12 protein-coding genes are annotated in these 13,145 nt (G+C 49.5%); 11 read left to right on the top strand and 1 reads right to left on the bottom strand.

Features of this window, described 5'->3' with window-relative positions; genetic code table 11:
* Positions 1-6: 6 nt before the first annotated feature.
* The 11 genes from thrS (at position 7) to I2G40_RS07235 (ending at position 12,901) form a co-directional block, all read left to right on the top strand.
* Positions 7-1,770, top strand: coding sequence for a threonine--tRNA ligase (thrS, locus tag I2G40_RS07185; protein ID WP_055251577.1), 1,764 nt, complete (start codon positions 7-9; stop codon positions 1,768-1,770).
* A gap of 326 nt (positions 1,771-2,096) precedes the next feature.
* Positions 2,097-2,687: a hypothetical protein gene (locus tag I2G40_RS07190; RefSeq protein ID WP_195544640.1), complete on the top strand. Its 591-nt coding sequence runs from the start codon at positions 2,097-2,099 to the stop codon at positions 2,685-2,687.
* A gap of 84 nt (positions 2,688-2,771) precedes the next feature.
* Positions 2,772-3,473, top strand: coding sequence for a sugar transferase (locus tag I2G40_RS07195; protein WP_324252582.1), 702 nt, complete (start codon positions 2,772-2,774; stop codon positions 3,471-3,473).
* A complete protein-coding gene (locus I2G40_RS07200; protein ID WP_195544641.1) occupies positions 3,474-4,307 on the top strand; it encodes a glycosyltransferase in 834 nt (277 codons plus the stop codon).
* 4 nt (positions 4,308-4,311) lie between these two features.
* Positions 4,312-5,304, top strand: a complete 993-nt coding sequence (locus I2G40_RS07205; protein WP_195544642.1) for a glycosyltransferase family 2 protein — start codon at positions 4,312-4,314, stop codon at positions 5,302-5,304.
* A 194-nt stretch (positions 5,305-5,498) separates the two neighbouring features.
* Positions 5,499-6,614 carry an EpsG family protein gene (locus I2G40_RS07210; protein WP_195544643.1) on the top strand — a complete coding sequence of 372 codons (1,116 nt, stop codon included), beginning with the start codon at positions 5,499-5,501 and terminating at the stop codon, positions 6,612-6,614.
* On the top strand, positions 6,607-7,602 hold the full coding sequence (locus I2G40_RS07215) for a glycosyltransferase family 2 protein (RefSeq protein ID WP_195544644.1): 996 nt from the start codon (positions 6,607-6,609) through the stop codon (positions 7,600-7,602). Before I2G40_RS07210 ends, I2G40_RS07215 begins: the two co-directional genes overlap by 8 nt.
* Before the next feature lie 398 nt (positions 7,603-8,000).
* On the top strand, positions 8,001-9,164 hold the full coding sequence (locus I2G40_RS07220; protein ID WP_195544645.1) for a glycosyltransferase family 2 protein: 1,164 nt from the start codon (positions 8,001-8,003) through the stop codon (positions 9,162-9,164).
* Positions 9,165-9,167: 3 nt separating this feature from the next.
* On the top strand, positions 9,168-10,244 hold the full coding sequence (locus tag I2G40_RS07225) for a polysaccharide pyruvyl transferase family protein (protein WP_195544646.1): 1,077 nt from the start codon (positions 9,168-9,170) through the stop codon (positions 10,242-10,244).
* Entirely contained in the window at positions 10,244-11,647 is a 1,404-nt protein-coding gene (locus I2G40_RS07230; RefSeq protein WP_195544647.1) for a lipopolysaccharide biosynthesis protein, read from the top strand. The genes I2G40_RS07225 and I2G40_RS07230 overlap by 1 nt, the downstream gene beginning before the upstream one ends.
* Before the next feature lie 12 nt (positions 11,648-11,659).
* Complete coding sequence (locus I2G40_RS07235; protein ID WP_195544648.1) at positions 11,660-12,901, top strand: Coenzyme F420 hydrogenase/dehydrogenase, beta subunit C-terminal domain; 1,242 nt, start codon at positions 11,660-11,662, stop codon at positions 12,899-12,901.
* Here I2G40_RS07235 and I2G40_RS09860 read toward each other — a convergent pair.
* Complete coding sequence (locus I2G40_RS09860; protein ID WP_411266844.1) at positions 12,898-13,143, bottom strand: RICIN domain-containing protein; 246 nt, start codon at positions 13,141-13,143, stop codon at positions 12,898-12,900. The genes I2G40_RS07235 and I2G40_RS09860 overlap by 4 nt on opposite strands.
* Positions 13,144-13,145: the final 2 nt, after the last annotated feature.

Raw genomic sequence — 13,145 nt, forward strand, 5'->3', positions numbered from 1 at the left:
ATACCCATGAAGGCACTCTACAATGACGGTTCGGTGGCCGAGCTCCCGCAGGACGAGGTCACGCACGTCATCCGCCACTCCGCCGCGCACATCATGGCGCAGGCCATCAAGCGCCTCTATCCCGAGGCCGACTTTGCCTACGGCCCCGCAACCGACAACGGCTTTTACTACGACGTCGACCTGCCCGAGGGCGTCAAGATCAGCGAGGACGACTTCCCCGCGATCGAGGCCGAGATGAAGAAGATCGTCAAGGAGAACCTCAAGTTCTCCGTGTACGAGAAGCCCCGCGCCGAGGCCATCGCCCTTATGGAGGAACGCGGCGAGAAGTACAAGGTCGAGCACATCGGCGACCTGGACGATGACGCCCGCATCACCTTCTACCAGCAGGGCGACTACATCGACATGTGCGTCGGCCCCCACATCTGCTACACCAAGGCGCTGAAGGCCTTTAAGCTCACCGGCGTCTCGGGCGCTTACTGGAAGGGCGACAAGGACAACAAGATGCTCACCCGCATCAACGGTGTCGCCTTTGCCACCAAGGAAGAGCTCGACGAACACATGCACATGCTGGAGGAGGCCAAGAAGCGCGACCACCGCAAGATCGGCCGCGAGATGGACCTCTTTATGATGCGCGACGAGGCCCCCGGCTTCCCGTTCTTCCTGCCCAACGGCATGATCCTTAAGAACACGCTGCTGGACTACTGGCGCGAGATCCACCACAAGGCCGGCTACGTGGAGATCTCCACGCCGCTCATCATGAACAAGCAGCTGTGGAAGACCTCGGGCCACTGGGACCACTACAAGGACAACATGTACTCCACCGTCATCGACGACGAAGAGTACTGCATTAAGCCCATGAACTGCCCGGGTGGCGTGCTGGTGTATGCCTCCAAGCCGCACTCCTATCGCGAGCTGCCCATCCGCGCCGGCGAGATTGGTCTGGTGCACCGTCACGAGCTGCGTGGCGCCCTGCACGGCCTGTTCCGCGTGCGCTGCTTTAACCAGGACGACGCCCACCTGTTTGTGCGTCCCGACCAGCTGACCGACGAGATCGTGGGCGTGGTCAACCTCATCGACTCCGTGTACCAGAAGTTTGGCTTTAAGTACCACGTCGAGCTTTCCACCCGCCCCGAGGACTCTATGGGCTCCGACGAGGATTGGGCGCGCGCCGAGGAGGGCCTGCGCACTGCTCTGGAGAAGCTGGGCATGGACTACGAGGTCAACGAGGGCGACGGCGCCTTCTACGGCCCCAAGATCGACTTCCACCTGGAGGACTCGCTCGGCCGCACTTGGCAGTGCGGTACCGTCCAGCTCGACTTCCAGATGCCGCTCAACTTTGATCTGGAGTACGTGGACGCCGACGGCACCAAGAAGCGCCCCATCATGCTGCATCGCGTGTGCTTTGGCTCCATCGAGCGCTTCATCGGCATTCTGATTGAGCATTTTGCGGGCAAGTTCCCCACTTGGTTGGCCCCCGTGCAGGTCAAGGCACTTCCGGTTTCCGAGAAGAGCCGCGATTACGCCCACGAGGTGTGCGCCAAGCTGGAGGAGGCCGGCATCCGCGTGGTCTGCGACGACCGCGACGAGAAGATCGGCTACAAGATCCGCGAGGCCCGCTCCATTGACCGCGTGCCCTACATGCTCATTCTGGGCGAGAAGGAGGTCGAGGCCGGCAACATCTCCGTCCGCGATCGCTCCAACGAGACCGTTCAGATGAGCGTTGACGAGTTTGTTGCCAAGGTGACCGAGGAGATCAAGACCCGCGCCTAAGGCAAACTTTACAACAATTAACAAAGGCGACCGTCTACACAGGGCGGTCGCCTTTTTTCATGCCGAAATAAGAAAAGCCGCTGGTTGAGCGGCTTTTTTTGTTGCACAAAAAGGTACAGGTTTTTATAGAGGGGTATGGAGATGCACCTAATGGCAGTACATTTTGCGCAATCTGGGCAAACGCTGATTAATTTCTGGTATAATGTCATCTGTTGAACGATACAAAAACCTGTACTTTTGCGACTGCGCCTAGCTGCGAGCGAGAAGCCTGTTCTAAACGCCCCTGCATTTGCGTGCATCGCAAAGCCAAAAGAGGGGGCGAGGACATGGAACAGACGGCACGGCGCCAAGAGAAGCTGCCAGGCGCATTTAACGGCGTCACCACCAACAGCCAGCACGGCCGTGTCCGCTGGTATCTGGTTCACACCCCCAATGGAAAAGAGCGCGAGACCTGCGAAAGGGTTCGCTGCATTATCCCGCACGAGCTGATGCAGGACGCTTTTGTGATGCAAAAGGAGTTCTGGTTTAAGCGGGATGGCGCCTGGTCGCTCCAAACCAAACCCATGTACAAGGAATATTTCTTCGTCGCCACGCACGATGCCGCCGCGCTCGATAGGGCTTTGGCCCAGTTGAGCTTTGGCTGTCGCATCGCCGGCAGCAGGGAGCGGGCGTACATGCCCATGCCGGACGATGCGCAGGATTGGTACCGCAGCGTTCTGGACGACGACGGCGTGGTGCGCAACAGCGTTGCGCGCATAGAAGACGGCGTGTTGCACATAGAACAGGGTCCCTTGGTGGGGCAAGAGGCCAGCGTTAAAAAGATCGACCGTCATAAACGCTGGTGCCTGGTAGACGTGGGCGAGGGTGACTCCACATTTAGGGAGCTGCTACCGCTTGACGTTCCCAGCAAAACGTAAGGGAGACGTTGCACCAGCTATTCGTTCGCATTTTTGAATTTACCGATTGGGGGATCCCTGGGGAACGGGGACGTAAGTTTGACTGTGGCTGCTAAAGAAGTAAGAGAGAACTGTGCATCAATGGAGGGTGCACTGGCTATCGATCAGATAAAACCGAGTGGTACGCTTGGCTATCGCTTTCTTAAGAGGCTGTTCGACCTAGCCTTCAGTCTTTTGATGAGTGTTCTGCTGCTTATTCCTCTTGCTGTAGTGTGTGCGCTCATTAGCCTTGAATCACCCGGCAGCCCTATGTATACGCAAGAGCGCGTCGGCAAGGGCGGAAAGACCATCAAGATCTTCAAGCTTCGTAGCATGGTTGCCGATGCGGGTGATGTGCAGAAGTATTTGAGTCCTGAGCAGCTACATCAGTGGGAAGTCGAACGCAAAGTCAACGATGATCCCCGCATTACCAAGATTGGTCAATTCATTCGTAAATGTTCCATCGATGAGATGCCTCAGTTTCTCAATGTGCTGAACGGCGATCTTTCAGTCATTGGTCCCCGTCCCATTACAAGGGATGAGCTTGAACAGCATTTTTCGGATGAAGAAAAGGCTGAGCTGCTCTCAGTTCAGCCTGGAATTACTGGTCTTTGGCAAGCGACTGATCGTAATGAAGCGACCTTTGAGAGTGGTCGGAGGCAAAAGATAGAACTTCGCTACGTTCAGAACCGCTGCTTCCGCATGGATTTGAAGTGCTTTACCGGCACCTTCGGTGCCATGTTCGGCAAGAAGAGAACGGGGCGATAGATGCAGACAAACCTTACTTCTTCTTATAGTGTGTTGATGAGCATTTACAAAAAAGAAAATCCTGCCTATTTAATTCAGGCTTTAGACAGCGTGCTGAATCAAACGGTTTCTCCTGCTGAGATCGTCATGGTCAAGGATGGCCCGCTTACGCATGAGCTTGAAGACGTGCTCCAAGATTATGACTCCCTGCATCCTGGACTGTTCAATTTTGTTTCGTATGAAAAAAACCATGGACTTGGGTATGCATTGCGCCAAGGCATGCTTGCTTGCTCTAACGAAATTGTTGCACGCATGGACACTGATGATATAGCTCGTCCGGATCGTATGGAGAAACAGCTTGCCGCTATTGATGGCGGGCTCGATATGGTCGGAAGCGATGTTATCGAATTCGTCACGTCTCCCAATGAACCTGTTGCGGCCACGGACCTTCCCAAGGGCATCGATGCTATACGTTCTTATTCCAAAAGGCGAAATCCCTTCCGTCATCCTCCCATGACGTTTAAAAAGTCGAAAGTTATGGAGGCTGGTAACTACAGTTCCGACTTTCTCTACTTTGAGGATTGGGATCTTTTTAACAGGATGCTCGCATGTGGCTGCAAGGCGGATAACCTGAAGGAACCGCTTGTTGCGATGCGCGTTAGTGAGGATTTCTATGCTCGTAGGGGCGGCTCGCAGTATCTTAAGTACGCTAAAGCATTTAAGCAGGCTCAAGTTGAGCGTGGCTATTTCACAAAACGTGATTATATCTGTTCTTATTTGCCGCATGCCGCTGTCTGTCTGATGCCAAATTCCGTTAGAGCGTTGATATATCGTTATTTACTCAGGAGGTCCTAGATATATGGCTTCTGATGTTGATAAACCTCTGGTTAGTGTCATTGTCCCCATGTACAACGTGGGTATGTTCGCGCTTCCTTGCGTAAACTCATTGCTTGGTCAGACTTATTCGAATATCGAATATATTATCGTGGATGATGGATGTACTGATAATACTATCGATCTTATTGAAGATGCCGTTGGGTCAGACACGCGATTTAAGATTTTGCATAAGGAGAACGGCGGTCTTTCTTCTGCGCGTAACTTTGGTACTCAAAGGTGCCACGGTGATTATGTCATGTATGTTGATGGGGACGATTTGATTGATTCGCGAACTGTTGAGTTGATGGTCGAAGCGGCTGACAAATATCAAGTTTCGCTCGTTATCGGCTCCTTTGCGAAGACGCCTGTTCTTGATAGCTATAAGATGGGGCAGAATGTAGAATTCCATGTTGAGTCTGGAATTGAGCATTTTCGAAAACTACTTTTATTAAGCGGTGAGAATGGCTCTGCGTGCGGGAAGCTCTTTGAACGATCTCTTATTAGCGACCTTGTCTTTCCTGAGGGGCAGCTCTTTGAAGACATGGGCGTAATCGCTAACATTTGTTCCAAAATTAAAAAGGTTGTATTTTCTGATGCGTGCTTCTATGCATACGTGACGAGACCTGGTTCCATTACAACGCTCAGGAAGCAGGGTTCCAAGCATGCTAAAGACATGGACAGGACTATTGAGACTGTTCGACAATTTGCCTGGCCTGAATTTCAGGGCGAGTTTGAGTGCTTCCAGTCATTCTGTACGCTTCGCGTTGCAATGAGGGTTGATCCGGACGGATTTGATGATCAGGCTGAAGCCCAGAATTATTTGAGGAAGGCTCGAGGGCTTGCCTGGAGGGCATCGAAGAACCCATATGCTTGTTCAAAATGGAGGCTACGCTGTGCTCTCTTTTCTATCTCTCCTAGGGTTCATAATGCTTTCTATGCGTTATATGCTGCAATTTCTGGTAAGGCAATCGGGTAACCCCCATGATAAAAGGTTGATAAGGTGAGTTTTTCAATTAGCGCACATCTGTTTAACGTTACTGAATGCAGCGGCGGCTTTTTGTATAAGATCTATTTTCTAGAAGGCTTTAACTGCTATGTAGGTGTTTTCGACACGGTTTCGGCCGGAGAAAAATCAACGGTTTACAAACGATATGCAAAGCAGGTGTAGAGATGCCAATCTACTTCATTGCCTTTGTGTCCCATATTGTATTGCTATATTTCTCAGTAAAGATAACTAATAAGCGCGTCAGTTTTCTTCTCGCGGTTATCTCGATTCTTCCCCTTTGCTTGGTGGCAGGGCTGCGCGATGCATCTGTCGGTACCGATACCTCTGCATATCCCCTCAGGTGTTTTTACGCCTCGCAGTATTATTCGCTCACAGGTGCTATGGGTGCTTGCTCAGATCAAGAGCCGCTATTCGTGATTCTCTTCTGGATCCTGGGGAGACTGACTAGCGATTTCCACGCTGTTCTTTTTCTTTGTGAAGCCATCGTTCTCCTTCCCTATATTTTAGTTGTTAGGAAGTTGTATCCTCGCGGGTATCCTATCGTAGGTTTCTTTCTTTGTTTCGTTGTGTTTGGTTATACGTTAAACATAATTAGGCAATGTCTTGCTACTAGCATGCTCGTCATGATGGTTTATGAGCTGTTCCGCGAGAAGCGCGTCTCCGCTATTGTTTATTTGGTTCTTGCAGTTGGCTTCCACAAGATGTCTGTCATGGGACTTTTTATTTGGATTATTTATATTTCATGCTTCAATCGCAGGCACGAACGTTCGTACAAGACCGTTGCACTTCTTGCATGTGTTGGCGTTATCATTTTTGCCATTTGCGTGATTATGATTGGCCCGGATGTAATGGAGTTCGTATCTCAATTTACGTCGTCATATAGCTTTCAGATCAAACACGCTGGTTTGGGTTCATTTAATACCACAATGCTTATTTATTTTCTGTTTTGCCTTGCTATATGGATGCTGGGTAGTAAGGGTTTGAACACGAGCATTGATCGATGGACGCTAAATTTCTATACGACCAACGGTATAATTTCTTCCTTGTTCGCTCAATTTGCGAGCATCAGTCCTGAGCTAATTCGACTCAGTTTCCCTTTTCTTTTCATTTCAGGTTTTGTTTACCCCTTTTTGTCTGAAAACCTTGGCAGAGAGCGGTTCCTAACCGGGGTTCTGGGTGTCTTGTTTTTCATGTTTTATTTTGTCATTACGTTTGTATATGGCGGCAGTTGTGATCTTTTTCCGTATTCGTCGGCACTATTAGGAGTTATTTATGCATGACGAAACGCCTGACATCAGTATTGTTGTACCGGTATATAACACCGAGCGTTTTCTCCCCGCTTGTCTGGAATCTATTGATATTCAAGGAACCGGTTCTTTTGAGGTAATTCTTGTGGATGATGGTTCCACCGATGGATCTCCTGATATTTGCGATGCTTATTGCGATAAGCGTGAGAGAGCCTTCGTTATTCATAAGGACAACGAAGGTCTTCTCGCTGCACGGCGAGACGGTCTTCGCGAGGCGAGCGGGCGTTATATTCTTTCGCTCGACTCCGATGACGCTCTTCTTGAAGGTTGCATCAAAAAGGTATGCGATGTAATTGCCTCGACTGGTGCTGATATCATTTCATTTGATTTCACTATGGGATTGATGCCTATTAAACCCTCGCTAAAAGTTGATATCTGTTCTGGTATGCACACGGGTGAATCTTTTGATGCCGTTAAAAGCCTGTTGTGCGGATGCGATTTCAATAGCGTTTGGAATAAAGTCATTCGGAGAGATTTATTTGCCAGTGACGAGTGGTATTCGAAACGAGTTGGTCTTATGCATGGTGAGGATCTCTGTCAACTTCTTCCTGTTTTCGATATTGCAAAGAGTTTATTTCACATTGACGAACCGCTTTACTACTATCGTCAGCATGACACTAATAGTACGAAGCAGTTTAAAGAGGATCAGATAACTGATTGGAGCTTTGTAAGCGACGAATTGATTCGCTATGCGAGTGAATGGTCGAGTGATTCAGTCAAAAATGCCAATAGGGGTATCTGTCGACATTATTGTGATCTTGATGAAGTTCTTTGGCATTGTGAAGCGGATAAAGAGGTGAAAAGACAATTTGATAAAACAATAAAAAGCGAGTATCGGAGGCGAATCAGCAATTGTCCGGACTTAGTTCATAGTCTTGTTTTGTCAAATTTCAGTATTGTTTCTTTTGCTGCTCGGCACATACTGAGCTGCTTTAAATGCCTTCGTCGTCTCTTTGTATAATGTGGGTCATTATTGCTTTTTCTAATATGTTTAGATGGAGCATTATTCTTCTTGACCGAGCCTGCCTTAGCTTTCGGCTAAGTGGCGAGCATTTACGATTGAACCGACATCGAGGATCTGGTCCTGTCGCGCGGTATATTCATTCCTAGGGCTTTTGTTATTTCGGTTGATGCTTAGAAGCTGCTCTTTGCACGTTATTTCAAAGAAAATCTCCAACGTCCCTATGTTTTGGGTGAGGCAATAGACGCTTACGTTTGTGATTTTTTGTTTGTAGCCTATTCCTCTAGGGGGTTCTGTCTGCGATTGGTCTTGTTGATTGCATGATAGGGCATCATGACTTAAATATTCGAATCGATGGAAGCGCATATTTATTCGACTTTAAAGATAGGAGGAGTCAATTGTTGCAGATTCTTAATTTAATTAAGAAAGCTATAAAACTTATACTTTCCAGCCCTATTTATGATGGCTTACTCAGGTTAAGTCGTCGTTCCGATGCTATATCCTATGCGTCTAAGGCGAAGCTGGGTATGGTTTCCAAGAGACCATCCAATATGTTCATGCCTATTGTTTTTAATGAAGGCGTATCTTACGACATTTCTATTATTGTGCCTGTATATAACGTTGAAAAATACCTTAAACCCTGCCTAGAATCCATTGTGACTCAGAAGTTTTCTGGCAAGTTTGAGGTTATTATTGTCGATGATGGGTCTAAAGATGATTCTGGTGCAATAGCCGATTCGTATGGACTAATGCCCAATGTTCTTGTAATTCACCAGGTAAACGGCGGCCTTTCCGCAGCGCGCAATGCGGGTCTTAGGGTTTCTCGCGGTAAGTACATCATGTTCGTGGATTCTGATGACATGATCGGGCCAGGGTATCTTGAGGCTATGTGGAGCAGACTCGATCAAACATCTGCGGATTTCGTTACATCGACTTTTAGATATATGTCTGATGATGGTTTGGTTGGCGAGATAGAGAACGATAGAGCTAGTTGGATGGTGCCGTGGGGCAGACTATATCGTCGTGAAGTCTGGAATCGACTAGGTTTTCCCGTAGGTGCATGGTATGAGGATTTGATCCATCCGTTATGGATAGATTGTCGCTTTAACGATGAACCTTGTTATGATTTGAGTGGCTATTATTACCGAATCCGTCCTGGGTCCATTATGCAGTCTACCCCTACGAATGTTAAAGGGCTTGATTCGTATTGGGTTCTCGATGAATTGATTTCTTATCGTTCGAAGCTTGGAATTTCTTACTCTCAGGAAGACTTCGATCGTATTTTTCCTCTGTTCGGGCCGCTTTTGCTTGGGAGAACCGTTGCCTTGGACAACGGCGCACGTAAAACTATGTTTACTTGTTGTTGCGACACGTTCAATTCAATTGATGAGTTCAGTATGGTGAGTACTTCGATGAACGGTAGATGGAAGGATATCGAGAGGGCTCTGCGTACTTCGGATTACAGCCGCTATCTTCTCGCATCGCTTTCTCTAGCTGCTGATGGGGTAACTGGACTTAGCCTTTCAGATGCAATCCATATTTGGGTGAACAGGAACAGATAAATAATGAAGATTGGAACGATTACTTTCCACGGTGCTTTAAATTTCGGGTCTGCACTCCAGTCTTATGCGCTTCAAGAAGTCTTGAAAGGTATGGGGCATGAGGTGCGAATAATTGACTATCGCTCTCGCGATTATGAGCAATATAGGTTATTCCAACCTCGCCACCCGAAGATGACGCTGCGTGCAATGCGCTGTTGGCGTAAGCGGTTGTCTAGAAAGACTGCATTTACGGAATTTTCTAAAAAGTATTTCAGGCTGACGAAGAGACCGTATTTCTGGAAAAAAGAAAGTGATATGTGCGAACTCGCAGAGCTGTTTGATTGTTTTATTTGCGGAAGCGATCAAATTTGGAATCTCGATTGCACACAAGGTGTTGTTGGCCCCTATTTCCTTTCATTTGCCGGAGATAGTCGACGAGTTGCTTACGCCCCCAGCCTTGCTCACACTTTCTTTAGACCGGAGAATTTTGATGAGCAGCTTGTATCCGATTTACTTTCAAGGTTTGATTTTTTGTCTGTTCGCGAGGAGGAGACGGTTCCGCTATTTCAGCCACTTGTCGATAAGCCTATCGATGTTGTTTTAGATCCCACGCTTTTGTTGGAATCCGATGACTATACCGACATGGCATCTAAAGATGTCTTGCAGGGTGAATATATTTTCATGTATCTTTTGCGCGAATGTCCTGAGCTCATTGAGAGTACCGTCGCGATGACGGAGGCAACAGGCATGAAGGTGGCTTATATATCAGAGAATAATCTAGATATTCCAAATTCAATTAACCTGTTTGGCGTTGGCCCTGAAGAGTTTGTTTCGCTTATCGCGCATGCAGACCTCATCGTTACCAATTCCTTTCATGCGACTGTATTCTCGGTTCTCTTTCATAAGCCCTTTCGCGTATATGCAACAGATAAGTCTGGTGCGCGCATGCGCGACTTGTTGGGCAATATCGGTCTGTCTGACCGTTGCGTCAGCGATATGTGTTCCGACGATGTTGCCCCTTGTGACTGGGGTGCTGTGGATACTCTCCTTGACTCTCTGCGTGAGCATTCATGGGCCTATCTTAGAAAGGCGCTTTCGTAATGGGAGAGGCAAGTCGACTCATCAAAAATACCGGCATTATTGCAGTGGGTGGAATGGCAACCAAACTCGTCTCGTTTCTTCTACTGCCGCTCTATACATCGGTTCTTACAACTGCCGATTATGGCACTGTCGACTACATCAATACCATCGCTCTATTTTGCGTTCCTGCGGTCTCGCTGCTTATGGACGAAGCGCTGTTTCGGTTTCTTATTGACTGTCGCATCGATGAGGAGCGGTCTCGGGCGGTGACGACCTCCTGTGTTGTTCTTCTTGCCGGGTGTGTATGCTTTGCCTTTTTGGCAATTCTAGCATGGTTGATTTTCAAACCAGAAAATCTTGGCTGGGTCGTGGGACTTGTTGTTGCTGGCGCGCTTCTTCAGATGGCTTCTGCGGTCCTACGTGGTTTCGGGGATACGGTGGGATATTCAGTCATGAACTTCACCGCTAGCGCGCTTACTATCGTGCTCAACGTTCTGTTTATCGCCGTGTTGCGTTGGGGCGTTGTGGGCATGCTTTCTGCCACGGTCATTGCGCAGGGCGGTGTTGCCTTTTCGTTCATGGTCATGCGAAAGCTCTGGCGTTATATCGATCCGTCAGCTTTTTCTGTATCCTATGCTCGAGATCTTCTGCGCTATTCTTTTCCGCTCATTCCCAACAAGGTTTCCTGGACTATTAATAACTTGCTGGATAGGCTAATTATTATGAATACGCTCGGCGCTTCTGCCGCCGGTGTGTATGCCGTGTCGTACAAGTTTCCTGGCGTTATGGATCAGGTGTATGGCTTCTTCTATCAATCTTGGAAGGAGAGCTCTGCGCGAGCCCTTAACTCTGATGAGGATGAGTCGGTTTTCTATAACTCTGTGTACCGAGCGCTAAGGCGTTTCATGATGAGCGTCGTTCTACTTATGTCTGCGCTCATGCCTCTCGTGTACGGAATCCTGATTAAAGGTTCATTCGGCGAGGGCCTCCTGTATGTGCCGATATTGCTCCTGGCGACGTATTTCAGCAACATCTCCGGCTTTTACGGCGGGATCTTCACCGCTCATAAGGAGACAGGAATCATGGGTACCACCACTGCGGTGTCTGCTGCCCTTTGTGCCGTGTTGTGTGTCGTGCTGATTCCACATTTCGGCCTTTATGGTGCATCTGTTGCGACGCTCTTGGCAATGATCGTGGTGAATGAGTACCGCAGAATTAAGGTTGCTAAGTTTACTAAGCTTGTCGAAGACCGTGTTGAACAAGTTTTGACTTTGATTTCAATTGTCGGCGTGTTCGCTTTTTATTATCTGTCCGCCTACGGTGCGGGCATTTTGAGCGCGATCGTCTGCCTTGCAGTTGCGCTGGCTTTTTTCGTTTATATGAATGCCGATGTTTTGCGCAAGCTCCTTTCGGCTCGCAAATAGGGGGATAACTGCATGTCTACCGTGAAAAGGGGCGAAGTTCCCACACTGTTTGAGTCGCCGTCGCATTGCTGCGGATGTGGGGCGTGTGCCGCTGGTTGCCCAAAAGGCGCAATCACCATGGCAGAGGGTAGGGATGGGTTCGTTTTTCCTGTAATTAATAGCGATCTCTGTATCGGCTGCGGCGCGTGCACGAGGGCGTGCGGCCTCAATCGGGGGATAGGCTCTAATTCCGTCGGACCGTTCTTTGCCGCCGCCGGTAGGGACGATGTCTCGGAGTCCGCCTCCGGTGGCGTTTTTGGTGCATTTGCGCGTGAGCTTATTGCTTCTGGTGGGATCGCATATGGCGCTGCCTATGAGCGCGAGGGGAGCATCCTTCGGGTGCGGCACCGTCGCGCGGCGAGTGTTGACGGGCTTCGCCCACTGCTTAACTCAAAATATGTGCAGAGTGATGCCGGAGCTTGTTTTGCCGACGTTAAGGCGGACCTTCGCGAGGGGAGGCAGGTTCTTTTCTGCGGTACGCCTTGCCAAGTCGCCGGCCTTAGGGGCTTTCTCGGAGGCGATTATGAGAACCTGACAACCGTTGACCTAGTCTGCCACGGCGTCCCTTCCAGCCGCATGTTCGCGGACTGCGTTGAGGGCTATGGCAGACAGCTTGGGTCTCCCGTGGTTGATTTCCGGTTTAGGTGTAAGCGCGAGGGGTGGGACAACTCTCTTCTTCTTTTTCTTCTTCTTGAGGACGGAAGAGAGGTCACCATTCCTGCGGCGAAATCCCCCTACTACGACATGTTCCTGGACCTCAAGACTCTTCGCGATAGCTGCTATAGGTGCCCCTATGCAGGGAGATTTCGCGCCGGCGATCTTACCATCGGCGATTTTTGGGGCGTCGACGTTAATAGGCCCGACGTTTTGAAAGATGCTGAGAAGTTTAATCAGATGAAAGGTGTCTCCTGCTTGCTGGTGAATAACGACCGCGGCAGGGAGTTTATTGAATCCAGCAACGCTCTGGACTTGTACCCTGTCGAATTTGACGATATCGCTAAAGGCAATGATCAGCTCCGCCACCCGAGCGCCCTTCCAAAAGACAGACAGCTCTATATTGACGCATTTGTCGAAGGTGGTTGGCATGCCATTGAGTGTATGTATAAAAGGCGAGAGCGGGGAATATTTTTTTATACTAAGAAAATAGCACGAAGGCTTCTCCCTGAATCAATTCGGGAGATTGTCAAAATGTATTTGAAAGATCTTGCAGACTAGGTAAGGACCCACGCCTGGGCGGGCCCCCCGTTGGGCTCGTAGAGCCATACCGTGTTGCCCTCCGAGGTCCGCTGCCCCCGGTCGTCCAGCGCCAGCCCGGAGGCGGACGTGAATGAGTAGCGGCCTCCGCCCAGGGCCGAGACGCGCCACAGCTGCGAGGCGGAGCCTGGATTGGCTACACTGATGTGGACAGTTCCGGGAGGGGCGCAGGAGACGGGAGGGCCGTATATGAGGGACCCCAGGC

This window comes from Collinsella aerofaciens (genome assembly GCF_015558785.1).
In the GTDB taxonomy this organism is placed as follows: Bacteria; Actinomycetota; Coriobacteriia; order Coriobacteriales; family Coriobacteriaceae; genus Collinsella; species Collinsella aerofaciens_P.

Bases quoted from the DNA above. Each gene is read 5' to 3' on its own strand.
- thrS (WP_055251577.1), top strand. From the start codon at position 7: ATGAAGGCACTCTACAATGACGGTTCGGTGGCCGAGCTCCCGCAGGAC.
- I2G40_RS07190 (WP_195544640.1), top strand. From the start codon at position 2,097: ATGGAACAGACGGCACGGCGCCAAGAGAAGCTGCCAGGCGCATTTAAC.
- I2G40_RS07200 (WP_195544641.1), top strand. From the start codon at position 3,474: ATGCAGACAAACCTTACTTCTTCTTATAGTGTGTTGATGAGCATTTAC.
- I2G40_RS07205 (WP_195544642.1), top strand. From the start codon at position 4,312: ATGGCTTCTGATGTTGATAAACCTCTGGTTAGTGTCATTGTCCCCATG.
- I2G40_RS07210 (WP_195544643.1), top strand. From the start codon at position 5,499: ATGCCAATCTACTTCATTGCCTTTGTGTCCCATATTGTATTGCTATAT.
- I2G40_RS07215 (WP_195544644.1), top strand. From the start codon at position 6,607: ATGCATGACGAAACGCCTGACATCAGTATTGTTGTACCGGTATATAAC.
- I2G40_RS07225 (WP_195544646.1), top strand. From the start codon at position 9,168: ATGAAGATTGGAACGATTACTTTCCACGGTGCTTTAAATTTCGGGTCT.
- I2G40_RS07230 (WP_195544647.1), top strand. From the start codon at position 10,244: ATGGGAGAGGCAAGTCGACTCATCAAAAATACCGGCATTATTGCAGTG.
- I2G40_RS07235 (WP_195544648.1), top strand. From the start codon at position 11,660: ATGTCTACCGTGAAAAGGGGCGAAGTTCCCACACTGTTTGAGTCGCCG.